The sequence below is a fragment of the Paenibacillus sp. JNUCC 35 genome, assembly GCF_058269095.1.
On sequence record NZ_CM177771.1, the window covers coordinates 4,839,677 to 4,866,581 of the forward strand.

General features: G+C 54.2%; 24 protein-coding genes and 2 riboswitches. Of the genes, 4 read left to right on the forward strand and 20 right to left on the reverse strand.

The annotated features are described in order from the left end of the window. Positions 1–82: 82 nt before the first annotated feature. The 8 genes from AC2TF6_RS21865 to AC2TF6_RS21900 form a co-directional block, all read right to left on the reverse strand. Positions 83–1,291 carry an MFS transporter gene (locus AC2TF6_RS21865; protein WP_491308473.1) on the reverse strand — a complete coding sequence of 403 codons (1,209 nt, stop codon included), beginning with the start codon at positions 1,289–1,291 and terminating at the stop codon, positions 83–85. Positions 1,292–1,519: 228 nt separating this feature from the next. Further along, the gene (locus tag AC2TF6_RS21870; RefSeq protein ID WP_491308474.1) at positions 1,520–2,626 is read right to left on the reverse strand and encodes a Gfo/Idh/MocA family protein; all 1,107 of its coding nucleotides are present in this window, start codon (positions 2,624–2,626) and stop codon (positions 1,520–1,522) included. Between the two features lies 1 nt (position 2,627). After that, entirely contained in the window at positions 2,628–3,446 is an 819-nt protein-coding gene (locus AC2TF6_RS21875; RefSeq protein WP_491308475.1) for a sugar phosphate isomerase/epimerase family protein, read from the reverse strand. A gap of 111 nt (positions 3,447–3,557) precedes the next feature. Then, a complete protein-coding gene (locus AC2TF6_RS21880) occupies positions 3,558–3,824 on the reverse strand; it encodes a hypothetical protein (RefSeq protein ID WP_491308476.1) in 267 nt (88 codons plus the stop codon). A 143-nt stretch (positions 3,825–3,967) separates the two neighbouring features. Continuing rightward, positions 3,968–4,297, reverse strand: coding sequence for a hypothetical protein (locus tag AC2TF6_RS21885; protein ID WP_491308477.1), 330 nt, complete (start codon positions 4,295–4,297; stop codon positions 3,968–3,970). 25 nt (positions 4,298–4,322) lie between these two features. After that, positions 4,323–5,024, reverse strand: coding sequence for a pirin family protein (locus tag AC2TF6_RS21890; protein ID WP_491308478.1), 702 nt, complete (start codon positions 5,022–5,024; stop codon positions 4,323–4,325). Between the two features lie 377 nt (positions 5,025–5,401). Beyond that, complete coding sequence (locus AC2TF6_RS21895; protein WP_491308479.1) at positions 5,402–5,803, reverse strand: phage holin family protein; 402 nt, start codon at positions 5,801–5,803, stop codon at positions 5,402–5,404. Positions 5,804–5,934: 131 nt separating this feature from the next. Further along, complete coding sequence (locus AC2TF6_RS21900; protein ID WP_491308480.1) at positions 5,935–6,789, reverse strand: C40 family peptidase; 855 nt, start codon at positions 6,787–6,789, stop codon at positions 5,935–5,937. Positions 6,790–6,792: 3 nt separating this feature from the next. Beyond that, a riboswitch (cyclic di-AMP (ydaO/yuaA leader) is annotated at positions 6,793–6,933 on the reverse strand. Between the two features lie 144 nt (positions 6,934–7,077). Between AC2TF6_RS21900 and AC2TF6_RS21905 the strand changes: the two genes are divergently transcribed. Beyond that, positions 7,078–8,121, forward strand: a complete 1,044-nt coding sequence (locus AC2TF6_RS21905; RefSeq protein ID WP_491308481.1) for a polysaccharide deacetylase family protein — start codon at positions 7,078–7,080, stop codon at positions 8,119–8,121. A gap of 48 nt (positions 8,122–8,169) precedes the next feature. Here AC2TF6_RS21905 and AC2TF6_RS21910 read toward each other — a convergent pair whose 3' ends face one another. The 5 genes from AC2TF6_RS21910 to AC2TF6_RS21930 form a co-directional block, all read right to left on the reverse strand. Continuing rightward, on the reverse strand, positions 8,170–9,135 hold the full coding sequence (locus AC2TF6_RS21910; RefSeq protein WP_491308482.1) for a 3D domain-containing protein: 966 nt from the start codon (positions 9,133–9,135) through the stop codon (positions 8,170–8,172). An 11-nt stretch (positions 9,136–9,146) separates the two neighbouring features. Continuing rightward, positions 9,147–9,337, reverse strand: a riboswitch (cyclic di-AMP (ydaO/yuaA leader). Positions 9,338–9,601: 264 nt separating this feature from the next. After that, a complete protein-coding gene (locus tag AC2TF6_RS21915) occupies positions 9,602–9,823 on the reverse strand; it encodes a hypothetical protein (protein ID WP_491308483.1) in 222 nt (73 codons plus the stop codon). Positions 9,824–10,197: 374 nt separating this feature from the next. Next, positions 10,198–10,767 carry a manganese catalase family protein gene (locus AC2TF6_RS21920; protein WP_009674562.1) on the reverse strand — a complete coding sequence of 190 codons (570 nt, stop codon included), beginning with the start codon at positions 10,765–10,767 and terminating at the stop codon, positions 10,198–10,200. A gap of 77 nt (positions 10,768–10,844) precedes the next feature. After that, the gene (locus AC2TF6_RS21925) at positions 10,845–11,111 is read right to left on the reverse strand and encodes a spore coat protein CotJB (RefSeq protein WP_491308484.1); all 267 of its coding nucleotides are present in this window, start codon (positions 11,109–11,111) and stop codon (positions 10,845–10,847) included. Positions 11,112–11,149: 38 nt separating this feature from the next. After that, positions 11,150–11,335: a spore coat associated protein CotJA gene (locus AC2TF6_RS21930; protein WP_491311702.1), complete on the reverse strand. Its 186-nt coding sequence runs from the start codon at positions 11,333–11,335 to the stop codon at positions 11,150–11,152. A gap of 228 nt (positions 11,336–11,563) precedes the next feature. Between AC2TF6_RS21930 and AC2TF6_RS21935 the strand changes: the two genes are divergently transcribed. Next, on the forward strand, positions 11,564–14,149 hold the full coding sequence (locus AC2TF6_RS21935) for a glycoside hydrolase family 84 protein (RefSeq protein ID WP_491308485.1): 2,586 nt from the start codon (positions 11,564–11,566) through the stop codon (positions 14,147–14,149). A gap of 144 nt (positions 14,150–14,293) precedes the next feature. Here the strand turns inward: AC2TF6_RS21935 and ytvI are convergent, their stop codons facing one another. The 7 genes from ytvI to AC2TF6_RS21970 all read right to left on the reverse strand — a co-directional run bounded on the left by ytvI (position 14,294) and on the right by AC2TF6_RS21970 (position 24,134). After that, positions 14,294–15,340 carry a sporulation integral membrane protein YtvI gene (gene ytvI / locus AC2TF6_RS21940; protein WP_491308486.1) on the reverse strand — a complete coding sequence of 349 codons (1,047 nt, stop codon included), beginning with the start codon at positions 15,338–15,340 and terminating at the stop codon, positions 14,294–14,296. A 17-nt stretch (positions 15,341–15,357) separates the two neighbouring features. Then, positions 15,358–16,671, reverse strand: a complete 1,314-nt coding sequence (locus AC2TF6_RS21945; protein WP_491311703.1) for a hemolysin family protein — start codon at positions 16,669–16,671, stop codon at positions 15,358–15,360. Positions 16,672–16,734: 63 nt separating this feature from the next. Continuing rightward, entirely contained in the window at positions 16,735–17,865 is a 1,131-nt protein-coding gene (yfkAB, locus tag AC2TF6_RS21950) for a radical SAM/CxCxxxxC motif protein YfkAB (RefSeq protein WP_491308487.1), read from the reverse strand. A gap of 123 nt (positions 17,866–17,988) precedes the next feature. Then, positions 17,989–20,235 (reverse strand): MMPL family transporter, encoded by a 2,247-nt coding sequence (locus AC2TF6_RS21955; protein ID WP_491308488.1) that lies wholly within the window; start codon positions 20,233–20,235, stop codon positions 17,989–17,991. Between the two features lie 222 nt (positions 20,236–20,457). Beyond that, positions 20,458–21,546 carry an HD-GYP domain-containing protein gene (locus AC2TF6_RS21960; RefSeq protein ID WP_491308489.1) on the reverse strand — a complete coding sequence of 363 codons (1,089 nt, stop codon included), beginning with the start codon at positions 21,544–21,546 and terminating at the stop codon, positions 20,458–20,460. Between the two features lie 191 nt (positions 21,547–21,737). Then, the gene (locus AC2TF6_RS21965; protein ID WP_491308490.1) at positions 21,738–22,568 is read right to left on the reverse strand and encodes an undecaprenyl-diphosphate phosphatase; all 831 of its coding nucleotides are present in this window, start codon (positions 22,566–22,568) and stop codon (positions 21,738–21,740) included. A 114-nt stretch (positions 22,569–22,682) separates the two neighbouring features. After that, on the reverse strand, positions 22,683–24,134 hold the full coding sequence (locus AC2TF6_RS21970; protein ID WP_491308491.1) for a bifunctional metallophosphatase/5'-nucleotidase: 1,452 nt from the start codon (positions 24,132–24,134) through the stop codon (positions 22,683–22,685). A 156-nt stretch (positions 24,135–24,290) separates the two neighbouring features. Here AC2TF6_RS21970 and AC2TF6_RS21975 point away from each other — a divergent pair, with 156 nt between their 5' ends. Further along, positions 24,291–25,079, forward strand: a complete 789-nt coding sequence (locus AC2TF6_RS21975; protein ID WP_491308492.1) for a molybdenum cofactor biosynthesis protein — start codon at positions 24,291–24,293, stop codon at positions 25,077–25,079. Between the two features lie 221 nt (positions 25,080–25,300). Then, positions 25,301–26,554, forward strand: coding sequence for a ThiF family adenylyltransferase (locus tag AC2TF6_RS21980; RefSeq protein WP_491308493.1), 1,254 nt, complete (start codon positions 25,301–25,303; stop codon positions 26,552–26,554). The last annotated feature ends 351 nt before the right edge of the window (positions 26,555–26,905 follow it).

Genomic DNA, 26,905 nt, shown 5'->3' on the forward strand with positions numbered 1-26,905 from the left:
ATTTCCCGCAATGCCGGAACCCTGCCGTTTATCTTAAAGCATGCCGGTCAGGCCCACTCCCGTCAAAATGCTTCCGGATCTGTCAAACGCCTGCAGCCGCATCCGTTCCCCGATCGGCCGACGACTGCCGCATTCCGCGCCAGATCAGCAGAAACCCGATCATTCCGATCAAGGATACCCCCGCTCCGATACCGTACATTTTACCGGCTCCGAGCGAATCGTACATCCAGCCTCCCGCGAATCCCGCGAAAATTCCGGACACTCCGCCCCAGGTAAGCGCAAACGCCGCTTGGCCGGACGCCCGCATTCGGGCCGGAATCAAATGACCTGTCAGGTTCGTTCCAATATAATAGTAGCCTCCATACGTAATGCAGTGCAAAAGCTGAATAAAAATCAGCTGCATGGGGCTGTCCACCAGCATCATAAGCAGCCAGCGGATACTGAAAAGCAGACTGACCAAGGCGAGGCAAACAAACATCGTTCTGGAGTCCCGTTTCAGATAGCGGTCCAGCAGGAGAAATACCGGCGCCTCGAAAACGGAAGAAAGAAAAGCGGCCCAGCCGATCCAAGTCGCCGATCCGCCCATATCCGTCAGGTAGATGGACACGAAGGTTGAATTAATGGAATTCGGGACCGAAATCAGAACTCCCAGCAAAAGCAGCATCACAAACGGACGGTTGCCCAGAAGCTGCTTGAATCCCCCTCCCGGCAGCGCATCGCCCGCAGCGGCGGGTTTCGGCTGAGGAATGCTGAAAACGAACAAAAGCGAGATCATCAGAATACCGCTGTACAGCCACCAAAGCTGTTCTATGCCAACCGCAGTCAGCACGGGTCCCGCCGCAACGGCGGCAATAGCCCAGCCGAGCGAGCCCCAGAGGCGGAACGTGCCGAACTTGTAAGGAGTATTTTCAATTGTGCTTAGAATGAGACTATTGCTCTGGGAAAAGGTCGGGCTTTGAAAGAAAAAGTACAGAAGCAGGACCAGGTAAAGCCAGGAGAAAGAATGCAGGTGAAAAACAGGTTGAACCACGATGAGGTTGCAAATGACCAAAATAATGAGCGTACGCCGCACATTTTGCATCCGGTCGCTCCAATAGCCCCAGAACGGGTTGGCCAGAATGGAGACGAAAGGACCTCCCGCCATCAGCATGCCGATCTGAAACCGGGTCAAGCCGTGTTCCAGAAACAGAAGCGGCACATAGGTGAACAGAAGCGAAAAAGCGCCGTACAAAAAAAGAATATACAGCTTAAACATCGTAAATGAGCGCCGTTCGGCGGCTCCGGTTGTCATGATGAGCAAACTCCTTTGCGATTCGGTTGCAGGTAAACAGGTATGCTTCCGCCAAGCGGAAGGAACGGCGGCAGGCAGGAAACGCGGTTCCTTTTCTGCCGCCGTATACCGCGCCTCCCTGCTTCGGCTTAGGCTGTGCGGGATAGCAGCATCCGCCGGGTTTCCCGCTGCCGCGCTTCTTTGTATGCTCAGCCGGAAGAGCTGCTGTCCGGTTGACCGTTGCTTCGCTTAAGCTTTAAGCCCGTTCTCCACTTCCTCCGCGGAAACCTCGCGGCCTTGGGCGTCGGAGAGGTACATGCCTTCGCTGATCAGCATGGTCTGCAAAGCGATCTCCGCCGTCGGCAGAAGCTTCACTCTCCCCTGAAGAGCTGCGATCCAGTGATGCTGGGAAGAGTCGTAGGCTTCTTCGTCGGCGCGCAGGCGGTGCCAGCGCAAATCGGCCGCGTCCAGATCGATCGTCGTGTCCATATCCATGTCGCATCTTGTCGAGTAATGCGTCAGCTTGTTGCCGTCCGGTCCGTTAACCGGCAGGCGCAATCCGCCTTTGGACCCAAGAACGGAGCTTCCTTCGAACGGATTCATATGAACGGCCCATGATTCGATGATGTCCATCGTGATGCCTTTCTCGAAGCGCACCAGCCCGATCGCCAGCTCTTCCACATCGAAACCGCTGGATTCCCGGCGACCGGGGTCCATGTCCGTCTCCTGGTAGAGCTTCCCGGAGATCCGCTCGACTTTAGGCAAATCGAGCAGGTACAGCATCTGCGAGATATGGTAGACGCCCATATCGAAAAGCGCGCCGCCCGCAGCCGTCTCCTTGCGCGTAAAAGCCGGGGTGCCGTAACCGTCCACAAAAGGGCGGTTACGTCTGCGGTAGCCCGTGGAGCGCGCGTGGAACACGCGGCCCAGCTCGCCGCCTTCGATCAGCGCTTTGGCCGCCTTGGTCTCCTTGCGGTAAAGCGTGCCGAGCTGGATGTGCAGCAGCCTGCCGAATTCGCGGGAAGCGTCTACCATCGCTTTGCCGTCCGCGTAGGTGCCCGCGATCGGTTTCTCGCAGTACACGTGCTTGCCTGCCTTCATCGCGGCAATCGAAATAGGGGCGTGGAAGTTGTTGTGCAGGCAGACATCCACCGCATCCAAGTCGTCACGCTTTAACAGCTCGTTGTAGTCCGTGTAAACCTCCGGAATTCCGTACAGCTCCGCTACACGGCGCGCTTCCGCCTCGTTCACGTCACAGACGGCCACGATTTCCGCGTCCGGAATTAATTTATATTGATCGAGATGAATTTTGCCGATTTGTCCGACTCCGATGATGCCGATCCGAATTGGGTTCATGTTAAACTTGTTCCTCCCCGTTATTGTCGTCTTCGCTCATGAGCAGCAGATGCTTGACCGTGGTCAGCAGCCATTCGACTTCCAGATAAGGCTGTTTCTGAGCATGATGCTCAACGCCCCAGTAACCGTCGTAGCCGTTCTTTTTCAGCATGCGTATGGTTTCAACCGCATCGTCCGCCTCGGCCGTCTGAGGGTCGAAATGCGTGTGTACGGTCCACGGGGCCACGATAGCGTCCCCCTGCTCGCGGTCTTGATCCCAGCGGTGCATATGAAGCAGAAATCCGTAGGAAGGATGATTCACGGCTTCGGCAAGGCGTTTCATTTCACCCGGCACGAGAGACGGGCCCATATGATTCTCGGGACCTATCGTAAATCCGTTCTCCTGCGCAATTTGACAATATTCGCGGTAGCGTCCCGCCACATAGTCCAGTTCCTCCTCCGAGAAAGTGGATTGTCCACGGCCGCCCGTATCGATCCGGACCGTTTTCGCGCCCAGTAAAATGGAGGCGTCCAGGTATTCCAGCGCATTTTTGTGAAGCGCTTCCCTTTTGTCCGCATCGGGGTCCCACAGATGAGCTCCGTCAATGGCAATGTTCACGAGCGTCATTTCTTTCTCATCCATCGCCTGGCGGATCTTCTTTAAATACTCCCGGTCCGGCAGCTTAAGCAGCGGATGGGAGCGGTCCGCGAATTGTCCGTTCCATAAATCGACGGTGGTAAGCCCGTAACGGTACCGGACCGTCTCCAGGTAGCCGAATACATCCATCGTTCCGTTCAGAAAAGCCTGGTTAAAAGAAAATCCGCCTACAGATACTTTCATGAGTAAGTCCTCCTGATAATTAATTATTCCAGCGGAAAAACTAATTAATTAAAGAAAAAAGTGAAATCATGTTCACTTTGATTTAAATGTTAAACCGTCTCTTTGGCGATGTCAACCATAAAGTAAAGGATTTCCCGGCGTGTTTTTTCTACGGGGATAAAATTCCGGTCTGCCTGGAGTTTCTTCCTCGGACTGCGGAGCCCAAGCCAGAATATCGGCGCTGCGAAAAAAGCGGAGAGCCCGCTGTGCGTAACAATAAGCTTTAACCTTGTCCCCGGTTACGGCCAGCGGCCGAATGTCGCGTTGGCTGATCGCTCCTTTCCGGTCCATATAGATAATCTCTACTCTCCTTCCCAGGTATCGCTCCAACGTTGACATAAACGGCCAGCCTCCTTCTGAGTTATCGCATTTTCCGAACATAAATAGGAACGTTTGTTCTTATTATAAGTCCCGGAAAGCAAAAATGCAATCGGCCTTCTTTTGCCAATCCTAAAAAATCCGCAACAAAAAACCGGACGTCCTTAGACGTGCCGGTTGCTGTAAGCTTTTCGCGTATCTACAGTAATGTGGAGGACTCGGCCGTTGGCCTCATAGTCGATTTCCGGCGTTTTATGGCCGTAATACCACCATTTTTGGGGCTCTTCCTCTTCACCTTCCTCCAGGTAAAAGAGGTTAAGCTCATCCTTGAAATCCGCGATTTCACGTGCCGCGTCCAGATCGACTCCGCTTATTTCAAAGCGCCAGCCTCCCGGAACCTCGGACAGGTGCAGAAATCCGCCCAGTTCCTTCGTGTCCAGCAGCATCCGGCTGCCTACTGCATGCTTCACATACAAACGGTGAGCTTCACTCATAGGTATTCCCCCTCTTTGCCGCGTATCAAGGCAGATCAATCAGCATAAAACGTGCGCCTGCCGCGCTGCCGATCGTGAGCGACGGAGTTTCCGTGATCCGTGCTGAATCTCTTTTACCCAAAATCGTCCCACTGTTAAGCGCGGCCTCACCGTCCAGAACCATGAAGAAAACCCTTCTGCCTTCCGGCTGTTCGAACGTAACTGATTTACCTCCGTCCAATTCGGATAAGTAGATGCTCATATCCTGATGGATGCCGGCGACCCCGGGACCGGCCTTTGGTTTGGACACCACCGGCAGCAGGTTGTTCTTCAGCGCTTCAATCTTGAACTCAGTCGTTTCATAGGAAGGTTCGAGACCGCGCTCTTCCGGATCGAACCACATCTGCAAAAGCGTAACGTCGTCTTGTCCCGGATTCATTTCCGAATGAATAATGCCGGTGCCCGCGGTCATCCGCTGAACGCCTCCATAGGTCGTGACCGCCCGGTGGCCGGAGCTGTCTTCGTGCTGAAGCTGCCCTTCCAGAACGATGGTCACGATTTCCATCTCACGGTGGGGATGAGCCCCGAATCCACGTCCGCCCTGCACCGTGTCGTCGTTCAACACTCTCATGGGACCGAAACGGGTATTGTCCGGATCGTAATAATCCGCGAACGAAAAGCTGAAATGGCTGACCAGCCAGCCGTGATCCGTGGAATACCGGGATGAAGCGGGATAGATCTTTATCATTGTCATACACACCTTTCCATATAAGTTTGTCCAGCCGTTTATGGATTTACGAGCCATCGGGATATCCCTCTTAGGATGATTGATTGCGAAGTACGATTGCGTTAAATTCCTGATCCTATTTTTTTCATTTAATCTTTCTCTATCATACCCCTTTAACTTACTTATTTCAAGTAACTATATATTTCATTTAAATTACAATTATTTCATTTTGTCATCAATTTGTTACCCTTCTTTCTTCATAAACGCATACAATAGGAATTAGGACCAAGTCATAAAAAAAGCTCCCGCCTGAGCGAGAGCCTTGTCCGATCATTCATTTAATAAAAAAACGGAAACTTTTTCTAATGGAAGAGTTTCACAGCAACTTGGAGCGGGTATTAATTCTTATCTTGCTTCGGATTTTTCAATTGCGCGATGACTTCCTTGAATTTATCGGGAAGAGGAAGACCGAGCCGGCCATAATTTTCCGTAATGGAAATTAACTCATTGACCAGATAAAAATAAATAGCGGCATTCATCACGACGTTGCTGCCAATGAGCATGTCCATCCGGTGTCCCAACAAAATGATGAGCAGCATGAGCCCTTTCTTGGCGAGACCCCAGAAGCCGATATTGCTGTTCAGCCCGGACTTTTCTTTCAGAGAGGCCGCAACACCGGTTACATAGTCGATTGCGATAGCCACGAGGAAGAAACCCAGTAATTCAGACCATCCTCCAAACGCATACGTAACGAGTGAGGCGCCGAAAGCCGCCAAACTGCCGAAAATCGTTTGGTTCATCTTAATCCCTCCTTTCTCTACCATTCTATGAATCCGGCAGTAGAAAGGAACGACGCTTGGCTAATGCTTACAAATAAAATAAAAAACCGCCCGGTGGCACCCGGACGGCATAAAAATTACAATTTGTATGATTACATGACGCGTTTGGCTCCAACATAACGAGAGCCCCAGTAAGCGCTGCCCAAGCTGTCCACTTTCACTCCATCATCTGTCGCGGAAATGAATTTGTCAGCCCCTACGTAAATACCCACATGCTGCATTTTGGAATTGCTTGCGAAGAATACAAGATCGCCCGGCTGCGGGTTGGATACTTTAACCCCTGCGCTGGCATACATACTTGCAGAAGATCTAGGCAGGTCTACCCCGTTCTTATCATACACATATTGCACAAACCCGGAGCAGTCAAATCCAGATGGCGAAGTACCGCCATACGCGTAACGAACGCCTTTGTATTGGTTGGCTGTTGCTACAATCGTATTTTCCTGCTGCGACTTCTGAGGCACGGTTGCATACCAAGCCGGGGAATGGTACTGACCATCGGCGTCGAAAATTGCAATCGTATTCACATTATCCCATTGTACACGGATAGACAGTGAATCCGCCAGAAATCTCATCGGAACATAAACCGTATTGTTCAAAAACTGCGCTTTGCTTGGCAAGTCGATCTTCTTGCCGTCCACGAGAGCCTGATTCTCCCCCGTAGTAAACGTAATCTTGTGGCCGTTCCCGGTCACCGAGATACTCATTTGAGCTCCTGCACGTTCCCATCCAATTTGAGTTCCCAATTTCTCTGCAACAGGACGAAGCGGAATCATCAGGTTATTGCTGGAATCGATAAAAGGTGCGGTACCTTCGGTATTCACCAGTTGGTCGTTGACCTGCACTTTAGCGGAACGAGCGGCATTGGCATGAGCATCCGAAGCCGCGAATAGACCGGCCGTCAGTACGGCGCATGAAACTACAACGCTTTGTACCCAAATCTTCAAACGATTTTTCCTCCTTGGGCCTCCGAGGTTAGTTGACGGGTTCGGGAAAGAGGTTCCCTAGCTTGCAAAATGACAGGCATTCACCCCAGAAATAAGTCCCCCGTACAGGTGCTTTTGATTCACCGGATTCGGCTTTGTATAAATTGTGTCAAAGACACTCCTAAAAAGGTTAACATAATTTACATAATCGGACAACCCTTTTTGTTGTGTCTATTTTGTAACAAATCCCGGATAAAATTCCTCCCTCTAAACAAAACTAGTGAAAACGCCATTAGAGGAGGGTTCCCCATGAAACGTGCAGCCTTGGCTGTCTCATCCGCCATTTTGCTGGCCTTCGTCTCCGCATGCTCCCCGGCAAAGCTGCCCGGCGAGGGCTCGGCCTCTTCCCGGCTGGACGAAAACCGTTTTATCCCGCACACTCTAAGCGAAGATCCAGGTCCGTCATCCGTACCCGGTCCAGCCAAATTCCAGCCTGCGAAAATTCCGGCGATCAAGGAAAACACCGCTGCCGCTCCTTCGGTATCACCGGCAGCTCCGGCTCCTGCGCCTCCCGTGCCCGTAAAAAAACTTAATAACGCATCCGCTCCCAAACCGGAGACGAAAAAGAAAGACGTTCCGGTTCAGAAGCATCATCAGGAAGCGAACGCCCTTCAGAAAACGGAGCAGCGGAAGCTGAGCTTAGCCGAGATTCATCACAAATACCCGGCGGTTTTCCGGATGAGAGGAACCTCCCAAGGAAAGAAAATCGCGCTCACGTTTGATGACGGACCCGATCTCAAATATACCCCGCAAGTGCTCGATATTCTGGAAAAGCATCAGGTGAAAGCGACCTTTTTCGTGATCGGAAACCGCGCTCAGGCACATCCCGAGATTATCCGCCGGATGGTGCGGGAGGGTCATGTCGTGGGCAACCACTCGTACAGCCATCCTTTTATGCCCAAACTGACCGCCTCGGAATTTTCTTCGCAAATTATGCGTACCCAAGAGGTCATCAAACCGTTGACCGGTTATACGCCCAGACTGGTGCGACCTCCTTACGGAGCCATCAATGAAGAGCAGGTGCGCTGGATGTCCGACCATCACCTGCTGGCCGTGAACTGGGACGTGGATTCCCTCGACTGGAAAGGACTATCCGGCAAGCAGGTATACCACAATATTGTGGACAACGCCCGAGCCGGTTCAGTCATTCTGCAGCACAGCGCGGGAGGAAACAACAAGCATGATCTCAGCGGTACGGTCACGGCCCTTCCCGATTTGATCCGTTCCTTGAAATCGAGCGGATACAAGCTGGTCACGATTCCGGAACTGATGGGAATTTCCAAGGATTTGTAACGCACAAAAGACGGGAGCATTCGCTCCCGTCTTCTTTCCGGCTAATGGTTATTTAAGAATGTATACTTTCACACTTTGATAGCCAAAGTTGTTTACTTTATCTTTGGAGCCCGGAACGAAGATATCGATCCGGTTGCCTTTGATCGCGCCGCCGATGTCCGTCGCTTTGGCGATCATTCCCTTGGCCGGAAGGCCTGGGAAAGCATAACCCGTTACATATACGGTGGAGCCGAGCGGAATAACTTTCGGATCGACCGCGATCGTGCCGACGGTCAGTTTGTTGCCGTAGTAGTCGATGCCGGCATATCCGCCGTTCTCGCTCGGGTCAGCGGAATAGGCCGATGCCTTGATATTCAGCACTTTTTTGTATTGAATCTGTTTGCCCGCCGCGGTTGTCAGCGTCTGGCCTGATTTTGCGGAAGCCGATGCCGCTTGGGCAGCCGGTTTCTTAACGACCTTCTTCTCCGCGGTTTTCTTCGGTTCGGGAGCCTGCGGCTTGCCGCTCTTTTGAAGAGCCTCCGAAGGTTTTATAGAGTCCGTCTGACTTGGCGAGGCCGATGCAAGCTGAACTTTGGCCGGTGCCTGGGCCGGGACTTTTACCGTCGCTTTTAAAGCTTTAAGCTGCTCAAGGGCCGCTTCCCCCACAATTTTCAACTCGCTGCCTGCCGGCAGGCTAAGCGGATCCGCATCGGGATTTAACGATAAGAGGTCAAGAACGTCCATATTCATTTGGGAAGCGAAGTTCCACATGGAATTTGGCTCGGATAGCACCAGGGTTTGATTTTCCGGTGTCACCAAAGATTGGGTAAGTTCCGAATCGGCTGCTTGTCCTACAGTATCGGTCATACCGGCTGCAATCTCCTGATAAGATTTAGCCAGTTTCCAATACAACAGGCCGTCGTTTTTAGCCGCTTCCGTTTCGGCCGCCTGCGACTGGAATGCGGAAGATGCCGCCACCACTGCACCCAGCAGCAGAGTAGCGCATGTTTTTTTCCAATGATGCTTTAAAGCCATAGTTGATGTACGCTCCTTCTCGGTATTGCCTACGAGGTTAGTTGTCGGGTTCGGACTGAGAAGTCGCCCACGCTGCTGCCAGCGATTCACCCCTATCGGACGCCGCAGTCATTCACATACGGTTCCGAAATAAATCATCCCCCGCACCTCATCCGCTCCTGGAAAATCCGGGGAACGGAAGAAGTTTCGGCTCTCTACACAAGCTATCACATACATCTTTAGAAACAAACACACACAAATTGGCAAAAAACAACCTTTTCATTTTTTTAATCCACCGGTGAACCTGCTGTAAAAAGCTGTTCCATCAAGCCTATTTGATGCTGTCCCGCCCTTTCGGCCGGAAAAACGCGAGAAAGAAAATTAACGCCATTCTCACAATCCACTTATGTAATCCTCATGTATTTCTCATAAAAGACATGGTTTCTTCACCATACATCCAGGAAATTCATCCCATAGGAGGAAACCTTTATTTGGCGATTCGTTTCCTTTCTCTCGACTTTTCTTCTATTTTCACGGCTGCCTGGCTTTGTACCGATTCTACAGTCGGCCTCTTCTTCCCCTCGTAAATATCATCGAAAGGACGAAACGGCACGTAATCGGACCGGTCGAATTCCTTCGGTTTGCGCAGACCTAATGATGCCGCTAAAAGAACTAACATGCCGATCAGCAGACTTAATGTGATCCCCATAATAGCAGCCTCCTCCTTATTCCAAAATATAGGTTTCGCTCTTAATTTCTTGCTAACTTATTCCATTTTATCATACTTATAGGAAAAATGTGGTATTTTTTCGCGGAAAGCTGACGAGCTTTTTAAGATTTTTCGTAAGTACGACATAATTTTTGCCAATGTCCAGCTCCTAACAGCCACTCCTATAAGACCTGCACCATTTAAACGACTGTTTACTTGTAACCTTTATATAAGTAAGACACCTTCAGAATGGGAAACGTTCCGGAAAAATTAGTAATCTTATTCAATTTTTCCATATCTATTGAAATTGTCGACTCGGTTATCTTAAAAATTGCCGAAAAAAGACGGGTTCCCCCGTCTTTTTGTCCGGGCCGCTAGAAAATTTTCTGGGCCGCCCTTTCGTCTTTAAGAATTTCTACCGCTTCGCGGAAACGCATCGAATGGATGATCTCACGTTCACGCAGGAATTTCAGCCCATCCTGGAGATCGACGTCGTCCGTCAGGTCAATGAGCCACTGATAGGTGGCGCGCGCCTTTTCTTCCGCCGCGATATCTTCGTACAGGTCGGCGATAGGATCGCCCTTGGCTTGAATGTAAGCTGCCGTCCACGGTGTGCCGGCCGCATTTTGGTAATACAAAGCCGAATCGTGGTTGACGTAATATTCGCCCAGGCCCGCGGCTTTTAGCTGGTCGGGAGTAGCGTCTTTCGTGAGCTTGTAGATCATCGTGGCAATCATCTCTAGGTGAGCGAATTCTTCTGTCCCGATATCATTCAGTACCCCGATTACTTTGTCCGGAATGGTGTAACGCTGGTTCAAGTAACGCAGCGCGGCAGCAAGTTCCCCGTCCGCACCCCCGTACTGCTCGATCAGAAGTTTGGCCATGTGCGGATCGCATTTGCTTACACGAACCGGATACTGCAATTTCTTCTCGTAAATCCACATCGGAATCCCCCGTCTCCTTAAGCACAACCGTGCTTGTTCTTCCGTCTAGGCCGTTCATGCAGTTTCCTCTACACACGTCACACCTGCCAAGGCCAGGGAGCCTCGGCCCACTCCCAAGTCTGCTGCGGCAGCGCATTTTGCCCGTATTGCAGAAGCGGTCCGTACAAACACTCATATTCCAGCGCGATTTGCCTCCGTTTTTGGGAAAATTCGTTGAACTGCTGCAGAGCATTGCCATCTCCGGGATGGGTGTCCAGGTACAAGGTCAGTTCGACCAGTACGAAATCGGCCGCTTGCAGGTCGTGCAGAAGCCGGTAATAATTTTCATCCAGTTGTTTGTGCATACGGTTGTCGTTCCCCTCTCTTTCGCTTTCAGACCGGGTTAGCACTTGGGTTCGTAGCCGCTGTACAGCTCCGGCCAAAGGGTACCGAGCTTCAAAGCCTCGTAAGGGCTGAACTGCGGCAGGCACATGGGCTGGAACTTGATGAACAGGTTCGGCGGAGTTACATACGTTTTGACGAGCTTCGGCGGACAGGGGTCGAACGGCCCCACGAAAGGATGATACATGCGTACTTCAGGATACAATGCGCTTCCTCCTTGTAACCGGTAATGGCGTAGCTCTGCAATACCATATGGCATCCGCCCAGGAACGGTATGGGCAGTCGCCCAGATTTACGAAATAAAAGCGGAATAATCCGCAAGATTGTCATCTCTACCGTCTCTATGAATATCCTATGATAGAAAGAGAGACGATCCGGGGAAGCCTTTTCCCTTTTAAAAAAGGAGTGAGATGGCATGACGCATCATCTGAAAGCTCCCCTTCTGACCCCGCCCCCGCAGCACGTGGAATACAGCGGGTACACCGTCCCCTTGTATGCAACCGCCGGAATCCTGGCAGGCGCGGATACGTCCCCCGAAGCTCTGCTGGAGCTGCGGAGTCTGCTTATCGGGTCCGGCGTCAAGCGCGTCGTTCCGTGCAAGGACTGGCATTCCGCCGCCCAAATGCCTCTGGCCGTCTATATCGGCAAGCTGCCGGCCGATCCCGCCGTACAGCGGGAATTCCGGAGCCGGCGCAGCGGCGACCCCCTCGGAATTCCCGAAGAGGGCTATACCCTTGCGGCGCGGCGCAGCAAACGCGGCGGCAGCATGATCGTGCTGGCGGGCGCGGATCATACCGGCACCCTTTATGCGGTCCGCATGCTTAAGCAGCTCATCCGCAAAGGTCCGATGATGGCCGCTGTGCCGGCTATCACGATCCGGGACTTCCCCGCCTTCCCCGTAAGGGGCGTTGTGGAAGGGTTCTACGGCGGTCCGTGGTCTCCGGACGACCGGGTCAATCTGATCGCTTTCCTCGGCGATCATAAAATGAACACGTACCTTTACGCTCCGAAAGACGATCCGTACCTGCGCGGGCGCTGGCGGGAGCCGTACCCGGAGGAAGAGCTCCGCCATATCCGCAGGTACGTGGATGCGGCCGAAAAAGCCGGTGTCCGCTTCGTTTACGCACTCTCGCCCGGGCTCGATATCTGTTTCTCGTCGAACGAAGAATTTCAGAAGCTGGCTGCCAAAGCGAGCCAGATGTGGACGCTTGGAGTCCGCCATTTCTCTCTGCTTATGGATGATATTTTCCAGAATCCCAACTGTGCGGACGATGTACAGAAGTTCGGCGGGGACGAGAGCCCCGCTGCGGCTGCGCAGGCTTATCTGCTGAGCCGGTTCAACCGCGAGTTCGTGCAAGCGCATCCCGGCGCCTCCAGGCTCATTACGGCGCCGACCGAATATTATCAGGACGGCTCCAGCCCTTACCGGAAACGCTTTGCCGAATTGGTAGATCCGGGCATCCTCGTCTGCTGGACGGGGATCGGCATCGCTCCGGCGGTTATCGCCTCCGGGGAAGCCGAGCGGATTCACAAGGTGTTCAATCACGATATGCTCTTGTGGGATAACTACCCGGTGACGGATTATGTGCGGGAGAAACTGTTCCTCGGGCCTCTGGAAGGCCGAGATCCCGAGCTGCACAAGAACGGCCAATTCGGCTACTTATCCAATCCGATGGAGCATTTGCAGGCCTCTTTGCTTGCTTTGTTCACTTCAGCCGAGTATGCCTGGAAACCCGGTGCCTATAAGCTCTGGGAATCCTGGGAAAGATCCCTGAAGGAATTCGGAGGGCCGCTGTATAAGGAACTGCGGATCTTTGCGGAAAATCATTTGTCCTCCGCCGTCCACGCCGGTGAATCTCCGAAGCTCACAGCTCTTCTTGCGGCTTTCTGGGAAGATTTCGAGAAGGGCGCACCGGAGGAAGCCGCCGCTCGTTTGATCGCCTACTTCGGCTCAATGCGCAGGGCAGCCTCACGTTTGAGTCAAATGCACAATCCCGATTTCGTAAGGGAAACGGCGGACTGGCTGAAAAAAATCGACTTTTACGGAAAAGCCGGTGAATCCGCCGTTTCCCTGCTTCTGGCGATGATGCTGGGCAGCGATGAAGAGGCCGATGCCCGGTACTCCGCCTACGCCGCCGTTCTCCCGCAGGATACCGTCGACATCGAGGTGGCGGAACCGAGAACAGGCTCGCGCCGTATCGACGGCGAAAATCGTGAGCGGGGTGAATCCGAGCTTATCCGATATACGTCGGTGTATGGGGCAAGGACCGGGACAAACGAGTGGGGCTACGAGGTGTCGGTCGTGAACGGGCGCATCATCCGGGAAGGCGGCAACAACTCAGTCATTCCCGCCGACGGCTACGTACTCAGCCTTCACTCGGGCCAGGACAGAGAATGGTTGAAAAGCATGACGATAGTAGGCGCTAAAGTGGACATCCGTGACGGGAGCGTAACCATTTCAGTCGAAAAGGGAATCTACCCGGTTCCCAACAAAAAAGTTTCGGCCGACGGAGTTATGGAGCCGTTCCTGCAGCGGGTCTCGTCAGCCTACGAGATGTATGTCCGGTGGCGTGAGAACCGCGGGTTCACCGACCCGATCAGCACACTTCCCGCCTGGGAAAGCAACGTGCTCGCAAACATGACCGACGGCAGGGCGGATACGTATTTCTGGAGCGGCAGAGCCCCTCAATCCGGAGATTACGTGGGCGTAAACCTGGGGCAGCCGGCACAGGTACGCCGGGTCCGCATCAGCCTGGGCCATCCCGATCCGGCAGCTCCGCAGGCAGGCGACCTCATCCGCAGCGCTTCTTTGGAAGCTTCGCTGAATGGCCTCAGCTGGACGAAGCTGGCGGAGTTTACGGAGCAGCGGGAAATTGATTTTTCTCCCGCCGCGCCCTTCCGCGCTCACTTTGTGCGGCTGAAAAGCAACGCGTCCCAGACGGAGTGGGTCATGGTCCGTGAGTTCGACGTCACGGCGGACCGCGATCAGGCGGCGAACTGAACGAGGGCGGAATCCGTACTTCGTCAAAGCTTCGCCAAGGATACTTCGGATGGTTCGTTGATCTCAAGCGACCGTCATCCAAAAAAGCCTGTCGACCGGAGCGCAAGCTCGGGGCGGCAGGCTTTTTTACACCAAACAGACCTTCTAATCCAGGTTAATCTTGAATTGCAGCAGTCCGACCTGCCGCATCGTTTGAAAGAGAATGACAATCAGCGGGCCCAGGAACATGCCGGCCACGCCCATCAGCTCGAACCCGATGTATAAGGAAACCATGGCCGCAAGCGCGCTAATTCCGACCGAGTTGCTTAAAATTTTGGGCTCGATAACGCGGCGGGCCAGCGTGATGACGATAAACAGCAGCATGATCTGCATAGCCATGCCCGGATCGCCAAGCAGCAGCCTGTAAATCGCCCATGGCAGAAAGACGAGTCCCGTTCCGATCACCGGCACGAATTCCATAAACATGACAAGCAGGGCAATCGCAAGCGGATAGTCCGTCCGGATAAACAAAAGGCCGATCAAGGTAAGCACATAAGTGAGCATCGACATCATGACTTGGGCATACATAAATCCGAACAAAGCCTGACGGAGGGAAAGGATCAGTTTTTCGACTTTTTCACGGGAACGGTCATCGAACATATTCAGGAAGGATTGCTTTAATACGGGCAGCGAGTAGGAGAAGAGATAGAGGGAGAACAAGTAGACGATGAACAAAATAAGAAGATTCGGGATGGCCGCGGCCGCTCCCAGAAACGAGTCGGACAAAAGCAGGATAAAACGTTCCAGTGCTTGGGCGGCGGAAGCCAGTCCGTTTTGCAGCCAGACTTGCATTTGGGAGTTATCGCCCGGGAAAAGGGACTCGTACATCAATCTCGCCCTTGCGGCCGCATCCTCCACATAAATGCCGGTTTCCTCCAGATAAACGGGGATTTTGCCCCAGAAGTTCATAAATTCCGTTACGACTTTGACGCCGATCATGGAGAAAAGGCCCAGGGTAAGCAGCGTAAACAGTGTGCTGACAAGAGAAACGGCTGCAAACCTGCGCAGTTTAAGCAGCCGCATTCCCACTGTCACCACGGGCTCCAGCAGCATCGCGGTCACGATCGCCAGCAGGAACGGCATTCCCACTGTGAAGAGACCGTACAGCAGCAGAAGCCCGAAAGCCAGTATAAGCAGGGTTTTCCACGACACGTGAAAGAATTCCCCCTTTATTCCTCCAGTCCGGCTGCAGGATCTTTGGGCGTTTCGCTTTCGTTCTTCGTGATATTGACACGGGTAATACGAAGCCGGTCCACCTCGGCGACTTCAAACGTGTGTCCGCCAAAGGCCACTTTTTTCCCTTTGATCGGGGAGCCTTCAAGCGTCTTGAACACCCAGCCGCCGATCGTGTCGACTTCCTCATCCTCAATTTCGAGATGAAGCAGCACGTTTAGATCTTCAATCAGTGTGCGTCCTTCGACGGAAGTGATGTTTCCTTTAACTTCGATGCTCGGTCTCTCATCCTCATCGAATTCGTCATGAAGCTCGCCGACGATTTCCTCCATGATGTCTTCGAGCGCCAGCATCCCCGCCGTTCCGCCGTACTCGTCCACTACGATGGCGAGCTGGGAATGCTTTTTTTGCATAAGCTTAAGCACCTGGCTGATCTCCATGGATTCCGGTACGCTGAGAATCGGCCGCACGAACTGCTGCAGCTCGACCTGAACCGTTGCGTCCGCCGTCAGCAGATCGGTAATGTGGACAAAGCCGATAATCTGGTCCTTGTCCCCCAAGGCCACCGGGTAGCGCGTATGCTTCGTCTCGTAGATATGCTGCAAAATTTCGTCGTAAGGCTGGTCGATGAACAGACAGTCCATGTCCGTGCGGGGCAGCATCACCTCGCGGGCAATACGGTCGGAGAATTCGAAAATATTATCGAACAGAAGCATTTCGTCGCGGTCGATGTGTCCGCTTCTGGCGCTCTGATTCATCAATATGCGGATTTCTTCCTCCGTATGCGCGGCATCGTGTTCATTGGCCGGCTGGACGCCGAACATTTTAAGAAGCAGCCGCGCCGCTCCGTTGAGAACCCAAATAGCGGGAAGAAAAATTTTATAGAAATACATCAGCGGGGCCGAAGTCCACAAAGAAACCGCATCGGGTTTCTGGATCGCCAGCGATTTGGGCGCAAGTTCCCCCAGCACGATGTGAAGAAACGTCACAATAGAGAAAGACAAAACCAGCGAGATCGTCCCCGACAGGAAAGTCGAATGCCAGTTGAGCGCATGGAAAAGCGGTTCGATAATAAGTTCCGAAATCGCGCTTTCCCCAACCCAGCCGAGTCCGAGAGACGCAAGCGTAATCCCGAGCTGGGTGGCGGACAAGTAAGCGTCCAGTTTTTTGGTGACGGCAAAAGCGAATTTCGCTTTCTTGTTCCCTTCATTCACGAGCTGCTGCAGTTTCGATTGACGCACTTTCACGAGCGCGAACTCGGCGGCGACGAAGAACCCGTTGAGCAGTACCAGTAATAAGACCAGTGCCATGTTTAGAAAAATTTTATCCCATTCAAAACTCCCCAATGGTTCTCAGTCTCCTTTGCTGCTAAATTACGTCAGAATGGCCTGACGCCGTGTGAAATCCTCACCGGAGTAATAAGAATTCGCCACCAGCAGGTTGGGACCGCAGCAGGAAACGGCCGGACAATGGCAATCGACCGTGCGGCTCAGCGGATGGTTCAGCCACCGATCAAAAACGGTCTCCAGCTTATCCTCGTGCAGATTGCCCAAAGCCGGGACGTCGGCAAAATCGGTCACGTAAACGTCGCCTGTAAACATGTTGACGTTGAGACGGTTGCGCCCGTCCGGATCGTTGCGGACCGTCAGGTTCGGTTCGCTGCGCAGCCTGCTCAGCAGCTTCCGGTCTTCCTCCGCGCTGTTGCACGCGTAGAAAGGAAGTGTTCCGAGCAGCATCCACATCTCCGGATTGCGCCCGTCGAGCAGGCGGTGAATCGTATCCCTCAGCTGATCCAGGGTGAGGATCGGCAAGTTGGATGCAAAAGAACTCGGATACATGGGATGAACCTCATGCCTCTGGCATCCGATTTCTTCAATGATTTTATGTATAGGAACTATTTTCTCGCTCGTTCGGGTGTTCAGCATGGATTCCGCCGAAATAAACATCCCGCCCTTGCTGAGCGCCACGGAATTATCCAGCATGCGATCGTACATTTTGGAAGCGGCTTGCATTCCGACAGGCCGTCCCGAACGGACAAAACCTACTTCGTGAAAATCTTCCGCGCACGTGTAGTTAAAGGAAATGTGCATCACATCCAGATATGGGGCAATCCACTCGTATCTTTCCAGCTCCATAGTGAGATTGGAGTTGATTTGCGAACGGACTCCTCTCTCGCGTGCGTACCGCAGCAGAGGGACAATATATTCCTTTACGGTTTTCTCGGAGAACATGGGCTCTCCGCCCGTAATGCTGATCGTTTCCAGGTGCTGGATTTCTTCCAGCCTGCGGAGCGCATGATCCAGGGCAAGCTTCGGCCCTTCTTTCATGACAAGCGTATCGCCCACCGCACAATGCTCGCAGCGCATGTTGCACAAATTCGAGACCGTGAATTCCACACTGGTTAACGTGTGACGGCCGTACTGCTGGAGCGAACGTATCGGATCCCACGGGTCGTAGGAGGGCGAAAGTTTCATTAAAGCCGGGACAGCTGTTCGTTCATTCATTTCTTCTTCACATCCGGTACCTAAATTGGGGTGATTTCCCGATCCCCCTGGAATATACGCCGCCTTGCGCAAACGTATGCCCTCTATTGTACCCGATGCCAATGAAAAATGAAATAATCTCCGTTACAGTAACGGGTCGCTTTCCTCCCGCGGTCCGTGGGGACGCAGCCAGCCCGGCGCCCACCAGTTGAGCCTGCCGAACAGCTTCATCAAGGCCGGAACGAGCAAGACGCGGACGACAGTCGCATCAATGAGGACAGCGAGCGCAAGGCCCAGGCCGAGCGCCTTCATAATCTCGATAGCGGTAAAAATAAACGTGCCGACCACGACGATAAGAATGAAAGCAGCGCTCGTGATAAGAGAGCCGGTTTTCATCAGCCCTTCGGCCGTACTGCGCTCGTTGTCTCCGGTCCGGTCGTACTCTTCCGCTATCCGCGAAATGAGAAACACCTCATAGTCCATCGAAATGCCGAAGACGACGCAGAAAATAACGATGGGCACCGTAGCGCTCACATAACCGGTCGAGGTTACCCTCATCAGATCGGCCAGGAAACCGTGCTGAAAAACGAGCACCACGGCGCCGATACTCGCCCCCAGGCTTAATACGTTCATCAGGACCGCTTTAAACGGGAGAAGCAGAGAGCGGAACGCCAGCAGGAGGACGATAAAAGTCACTCCCAAGACAAACATAATTACCACCGGCAGCTTGTCTTGAATCCGGTCCAGCATATCCAGCCGGTACGCGGGACCGCCCGTCATATGGACGTCCAGCCGCTGCCGGTCCAGCCCGCGGAGACTCCGCACCAGTGCGTCGGTCGCCCGGTCGTCGGGATCGCTTTCCGGGACGACGCGGATCAGCACGCTGTCCCGGACGGCCCCTGTCTTCCCCGCACCCGGAGAAGACAGGGAAGGCTCGCTCAGCACCGAAGCCGCCTGCTCGTCGCTGAGGCCCGGGAAGCCGTCCAGCACGCTGCGGACGCCTTTCACTCCCCCGGTTGCCTTCACCGAGGCGATGTAGGCCCTCAGACGGCCGACGGATGCGGCATCCCACCTGCCCCCCGGGGCCGTGGCAAGGACCTGCAGCGGGTTCAACTCCCGCTCGTCGAATGCCTGCCCGGCCAGGTCGCCGGCCTGCCGTGCGCCATACTGCGGCGGCAGGACGTCTCCGCTCGGCGTGCTCAGCTGCATGCCGCGTATGGGCAGCATCATGGCCGTCAGCGCCGCCGTCAGCACGAGGGCCAGAACGACCGGATGGCGCATGACGAAGTAGGCGGTCCGCTCCCAGAAGCGCCGTGTCGTCCCTCTCTCCGACCACGCCTTCGGCAGGACCCGCAAGGAATTCACGTGTCTGCCCAACATAGCCAGCAGCGCCGGTAGAAGGGTGTTGGCAGCCAGAACCGAGATCGTCACCACGAGAATGCCTCCCAGACAGAGGGAGCGAAAGAACGAAAGCTCCACGAACAGCATGCCGCACAGCCCGATCAATACGGCGATTCCGGAGAAGAAGATGCTCCGTCCCGCCATCCTGCAGGTCACCGCAACGGCATCCGGAATCTCCCTGCCTGCTCTCAGCTCTTCCCGGAACCGGCTGACCATAAACAAGGCGTAGTCGATTCCAACCGCGAGCCCGAGCATCGTCACCATGTTCGGCAGGAAGTTGGACAGCGCGACTTGCCGCGCAATAAAGTAGGTAATCCCCAGTGCCGCAGTCAAGCTGGCCACACCGACGATAAGGGGCAGCAGGGCTGCCGTTAACGTGCCGAAAATGATCAGGAGCACGATCAGCGCAATCGGCAGGCCGATCATTTCCGCTTTGGCGATATCGTTCTTGCTCGCTTTCTGCATATCGGCCAGCAGAGCCGGCGCTCCGCCCGTGTACATTTTCATCCCCGGAGGCGGAGTCAGACGAGCCTGAATCTCGCCGTATTTCTCCAGTACTTTCTCCACCTCCAGCTTGAGCGCTACGTTCACCGCCTGGATCTCGGCTGCCCGGGCCGATTCTTTTCTCGGGCTTTCAACAAACGCCCACGTGCCTACATAGGGCAAGGACTTCAAAGGCTCCAGCGATGTTGCAATGGAGGCTTTGGCTTTTTCCGTCGTCAAATCTTTGCCGTCCCCGTCATATACGAGCTGCAGCGAGGAAGGCGGAACGCCCAGCTTCTCCTGCAGCAGGTGAAACCCCCTGTCGGATTCGCTGCCTTTCGGCGTAAACCCGTCGTCTTTCAAAAGCCCCGGTACTTGTCCCGCCAAAATGGCGGCCCCGGCAAAGAATACGATCCAGACCGTCAGCACCCGCTTACGGTACCGGTACATGGCGTATCCCCACTTCATGAATAGCTCCGACTTCGCGCTTGGCTTCATCCCGTTCATTCCGATTCCTCCCGGACCTCTTGCGGCAACCGGAATTCTGCCGTATAAGCGGAATTTCCGTAATCGCTTCTTTTAGTATTCTTCCGGGATTTCCATTTTATATCAGCCTTCGCGGACGAAAAGCAAAAAAAGCCGAACGGATCCCTCCGTCAGCTCTCGGCTTTTAACGTATCTATTCTTTTGAGAGCCGGACGGCCGGATAGAACCGCTTAACGGCATGACTTACAGGGGATGAACTTCCGTAATCATGATCGTCAATTTTTTGGACAAATCGATCTCGTACGGGGAGGCGATCATTTCACGCGCTTCGTTCTTGATCACACGGACAACGGGCCGCTGGGGAGCGGAAGCATTGAGGTCGACCACGACGGCGATTTCGCCGGTATTGAGCGCAACGGTGACGCCGAGCGGGTAAATGGCCACTTTATCCCGGAACAGGTTCAGCATGTCCGTATCGTACAGGGTGCCCGCTCCGCCCATAATGACTTCCAGCGCCTCGTGGGGAAGCATCGCCTTGCGGTAAACCCTCTGTGTCGTCATCGCATCGTAGGAGTCCACCATCGCGATCCATTTCGCATAGGGATGAATCTCTTCGTCTTTAATGCCTCTCGGGTACCCGCTGCCGTTGATCCGTTCATGATGCTGAAACGCGCAGTGTGCGGAGAGCAGAGGGATATTCGCTTCGTTCTTGAGCATTTGAAACCCGTACACCGTATGTTTCTCCATCTCGGACCATTCCGGTTCGGACAACTTGGAGGGCTTCGAGAGGATCTCTTCCGAGATTTGCGTTTTGCCGATATCGTGAAGTAGAGCCCCGAGGCCCAGCGTCATCAATTCATCCCTTTCGTATCCATGGCTCAATCCGAGCATGGTGGTGTATAAACAGACGTTAAGCGAATGCTGATATAAGTAGTGGTCTTTAATCTGTATATCGCCCAGCATAATCATGGCGTCTTTATGACGGGATAAATCATCGATCACGTGGTCCATCTGCTGCCTGAACGATTTGCCGAAATGCTGGTAATTCGCCAGCGTTCTCCGTCCCGGCTCGTTCATCAGCTTACGGAAGGTGGAGCGGATTTCCGTGAAAAGCCTGCGCTTGGTCTCCTCCGAGACCAGTTCGTCCGGAACGATATCATCGGTCAGCGCATCCTGGATATATAAATAATCGATTCCGTGTGTTTTCAACCGCTCCAGCAGCGATTGCGTTAATTCGACATTTTCCGCAAGCAGTACCGCTCCCTGCTCGTTGTAAATATGTCTGCTCAGTCTCATGCCCGGTTGGCATTGGCTGATGGGTAAAAGCCGCATATTCTCCAAACCCCGCGATCTGTGTATTCCTCTCTTTATACCCTTACTGTATAAGATATTTTTGGAAAGAGCAATACAAAAACCGCGTTTTTTCGACGCGGTTCTTGGAGGTTTTTTTGCATGTTCCATCCAGTTTTGTAAAAACTATCTCTCCGGCTGTCCCAAACTTATAGGCGAAAACCCGGAAAAACCTAAACGACCCACAGATAAACGATGAAAATAGCGGCCAGTGCAAAGCGGTAATAAGAGAAATAAGTCAGTTTCATGCGCTGTACGAAACGGATAAACGTCACAATGGCCAGCAGCGCGACAATAAAGGAAACGATAAAGCCCACTACGAAAAACAGGACATCGTCCGACGTGAAGCTTTTGTAGCTTTTAAGCAGGGAATATCCGCTGGCGGCAAACATGATCGGAACCGCCATAATGAACGTAAAATCGGCACCCGCTTTACGGGTTACACCGTGGAGCATACCGCCGGCCATCGTCGCACCGGAGCGCGAAAATCCCGGAATCAGGACGGATAGACACTGGTAGAGGCCGATGGTAAACGCCTGACGGTACGAAATACCGTCCATGTCCTCAACGACCGGTCCTCTTGTCCGGTCCATCTTCTTCTCGGCGATGATCATCAGAATACCGCCCAGGATCAGGGACACGACAACGGTTTTCGGGGAAAACAAATACGTTTCAATCAAATCGTCGAACAGAAAAGCGATTCCCATCGCCGGGACGATCCCCAGCAGAATGTGAAGGACATTTAACCGGGATGCTCCTGCTTTAACCGCTACCGGCTCCCGGTTGATTCCGAGAATACGCAGGATCCGTTTCCAATACACGATCACGACGGCAAGAATGGCGCCGAGCTGGATCACGATCGTGAACGTCTTCATGAGCGGTTCATCGTCGCTGATTCCCAGCAGAGACTGCGTCAGAATCATGTGTCCGGTTGAAGAAACCGGCAGAAACTCGGTTAATCCTTCGACAATCCCGATAATCACGGCAATCCACAAACTGTACATGGTCTCTCTCCTAATAATAACAGCTGGGGACCTGTGCCGGGCATGGACAGATCCCCGCAATTATACATTTTACCCGGATCAAAGGGTCAAGACAAGTTAACCTCCCGGCATCGGTCAAATGCCTTCAGGCTGCCAGCGGGACTCGAAAGCCTCTTGAAACCGCTCGGGATGCTGAAGCTCCTCGCCCAGAATATCCCTCAGCAGCTCGGGAAGCAGGTACTCCACATCCGTTGCTTCGCTCAGGGATAAGTAGCCGACTCCGAACGTAAACATGTCGATCATACCGACCGTATACGTCCGGTCTTTCTCCAGTGCCTCTCCGTTAACGAACACCCCGCGGATTTTGTCCGACGGCTTCCCTTCCGGATCGTAACGGACGGTCAAACCGTCCAGGCACAGGATGCCGAGCACTTCCCCGCGGAAGCCGAAGCCCCGGATCGGCTTGCTCTGAAATTCCGGCAGAAGGGATTCCTCCAGCGCCTGCAATAGACGGCCGCCTGTCAGCTTGACCCGGCAGGGATTGATCGGGCCGGGACAGATAGCCAAGAGGCGCCCGATCGTGACGGGCCCTCTCGCAAGCCCGCGTAGCAGCTGGCCGGCGTTGACGAGCCCGATCTCCGCGTTCATCCAGCGGCGCAGGCCGGACGCAAGCAGGTTGCCGAGCGGAGACTCGCCGTACCAGTCAAGCTCCAGCGGCTCCGCGAGATCCGTTACCGGAATATCGAGGGCGCGCCGGCCCAGCTCCGCATTGCGGGCGAGAATTTCCGCGATCTCCGCGTCGTCCTCCCAGCCGGACACGGCGTGAACGCGGCCCGCAAGCCGCTCGATGCGCCGCTCCCGCACGTTGTAGGCGATCTCCACCTCTCCCGCATACTGCCCGTATTTGCCTGCGGCGCAGACCAGCGTGTCCCGGATGTGCAGCGGCTTTTCCAGCAGATGGTGAGTATGCGCGCCGAGGATGACGTCGATGCCTTCGACTTCCGCTGCCATCCGTTCATCGTAACGGAGTCCGAGGTGGGACAGGACGATCACGATGTCGACCTTCGGCCGCAGCTTCTCCACCCAGTAGGCAGCAGCCTTAACAGGCTCCCGGACATCCCAGCCCAGCAGCTCGTAATAGTCCGTAAAAGCCGCCGTCAGGCCGATTAAACCTACGGTGATGTCTCCTTTGCGCATGATATGATACGGAACCATCCAGGTGGGAACCTTCCCCGTGTCCGCATCAAGAATGTTGCTTCCGATAACGGGAAATTCCGCTTTCGTTTCAAAAAGACTCCGAAGCGCATCCGGATCGTATGTCAAGCCTTCGTTATTGCCCGGGACCATCGCCTCGTATCCCGTTGCATTCATGATTTCGATATTGGCGGCGCCGCCCGTCCCTTCGGTTTCGAGCCTCATCCGGTCCAGATGATCGCCGATATCCAGCGTCAGGATCTCATCCCCTTCATGGCGGCGTCTAAGCTCTTTGAAGCAGGTCGCAATTTTGGGCATTTGTTCGAAATGACTGTGCAGGTCATTCGTATGAAGAATCACTAACGTCTGATGCTTCTGCTGCTTTTCGGGCATGATTTCACCTCCGCTGTAAAGCCTGTCTCTATTACGTATGCCATACGTTGCTTCATTATGTAAGAAGCCCGGTTGCCCGGACAGCCTCATTATATCATTTTCGTTTTAGGATATGATATGCTAGTTGAAAACGCAACTTTCAGGAGAGAAGCCCTCATGACGTTTCATATCCGACTTTTTGCGGGCTTGGCCGATGAGCTTGGCCGCCCTTCCATTGATATAACGCTGACCCGGGACCTCGGTGAAAAATCCGTAACCGTTCAGGATCTCTTAGATGAAATAGGCGGCCAATTTCCCGGTGCCCGTTCTCTTCTCGCCCACTGCTTCCTGGCTAAAAATCACGCTTATGCCGCTCCGGATGAGCCTGTAACCGAGACCGACGAGCTGGCTCTCATTCCTCCCGTGTCGGGAGGAGGCGGCGAAGAGCCGCAAGCGGCAGACGAAGCATCCGAAGCCGCCCGTTACGTACTCACGCGAGATCCCATTGAGCCCGCCGAGCTCCTACATAAGGTTACCCATCCCGACTGCGGAGCGACACTCGCGTTTATCGGCACGACCCGCGAGCATACTCACGGAGTGCGCACCGTCCTGCTCGAATACGAAGCCTACGAGCCGATGGCCGTCTCCGTCATGGAAACCATCGGCGCCGAGATGGAAGCCCGCTGGCCCGGATGCCGCTGCGCGATGACGCACCGGCTGGGTCCCGTCGGAATCGGCGAAAGCAGTCTTGTCATCGCCGTCTCCACGCCGCACCGGGCGGACTGTTACGAGGCAAGCCGCTACGCCATTGAACGGGTAAAGCAGATCCTGCCCGTCTGGAAAAAAGAAATCGGCGAAGACGGCGCTGAATGGAAAGGCTACGTATCCCCGTCCGGCGGGCGCGAGTGGAATCCGCTCGACCTCCCGGAGGGCGGGAACGGCAGCGTCAGCAAAGCCGGAAAGTAAATTTTCCTTGCAGAAGCGGCGCAGGAAAGACTGAAAAGCCTAACGGGACGTACCGGGACTGAACAGACTTATACCGATTTAATTCCTTCTGAATCTAACGTTCACGTTCGCACATCTGATAAAGGCGTGCGCGCAACTTCTTCAATGAACCTATGGTTACGGTTAATTACCATAATGCCCAGCAGATTACTCTACAAAACAAGCCCGGAAGGAGCAAACCTATGAGCAGCCTCCACCCCAATCAGCCAGCGGGCGACTTGCCGTCCGCGGCCTTCTCTCCGTCCTCCCGAGCCGGTGAGGATGCAGCCGCTCAGCCGGCGGCGCAGCTTGAAGCGGCGCAAGCCGGCGGTCTTCATGCCGGAGCGGCGCAAGCCTCCGGCGAACCGGCCGCGCAGGCTGCCGCCGTGCAGACAGCGCAGACCGGAGCGGCCGCCGGCGAAGCCGAAGTGCCGGCACGCTATTCCCGGCACGTGCTTTTCAAGCCCGTCGGCGAGAACGGCCAGCGGGCGCTCGGCCGCGCGCGGGTCGCCATCGTCGGCCTCGGCGCGCTCGGCACCGTCCTCGCGAACCACATGGTTCGCGCCGGTGTCGGCTTCGTGCGCCTGATCGACCGCGACTTCGTCGAAGAGAGCAATCTGCAGAGGCAGATGCTCTATGACGAAGAAGACGCCCGCCAGGCGCAGCCCAAAGCTTCAGCCGCCGCCGCGAAGCTGAGGCTGGTGAACTCCCTCGTCGGCATCGAGGCCCATGTCGCCGACTTGAACCCCTTGAATGCCGAAGAGCTGCTGACCGGCGTTGATCTGATTCTGGACGGTACGGATAACTTTTCCGTCCGGTTTCTGATCAACGATGTCAGCGTCAAGCACGGCATTCCGTGGCTGTACGGCGGCGCCGTCGCTTCGCGCGGCGTCTCGCTTGCCATTCTGCCCGGCGAAACGCCGTGTCTGCGCTGCCTGTTCGGCTCCGCGCCGGCACACGGCACCGCCGATACATGCGACACCGCCGGCGTCATCGGCCCGATCATTCATATGGTCGCCTCCTATCAGGCAACCGAAGCGATGAAAATTCTGATCGGGGATATGCAGCATCTAAACCGCCGCATGCAGCAGTGGGACCTGTGGTACAACCACTACACGTCCGTGGATGTTGGGGGAGCCCGCAAAGCGGACTGTCCTGCCTGCGCCCGTCACACATTCGAGTATCTCGACGCGGACATCGAAGGGGAAACGATCCAGACGCTGTGCGGAAGAGATTCCGTCCAAATCCATCCCGTCCAAGCAGCGGAATTTTCTCTGGAGCAGTGGGAACAGCGTCTCGCCCCGCTCGGTCACGTAAGCCGCAACAAATTTTTGCTTCGCTTCCGTCCTTCGGATGAGATTACACTTGTCCTGTTTCCTGACGGACGCGTGCTTGTACAAGGCCTCACCGACCCCACTGCCGCCAAAACGTTGTACAGCCGGTACATCGGCATGTAATCTGCGCGCCATGCTGCGGACCTTATCTACGGATAAGGTCCGTTTTTTATAAGATCAGTCCATGCTGGCGTACTTCATAAGAAAAGAACACCCCGGCACTCGTACTCGCACGCTATTCGTTACAAAACATGTCCCCCCTCCCTTCCGTTTACAATATAAATCCCTCCCCTTTATTTTCCTATTTTGCCCGTTTTTTAGCGGCTTGTTACGACTTTCATTTTCTTTATAAATAATTGATCAAATCCGACAACTAAATTCCGAAAATTGGAAAATGTTTCATTGCAACTCTGTTTATCCTCCTGCTAATATGAAAGTGATTGAGAAAAACTGGGGACAGGAAAAGGTGAATGA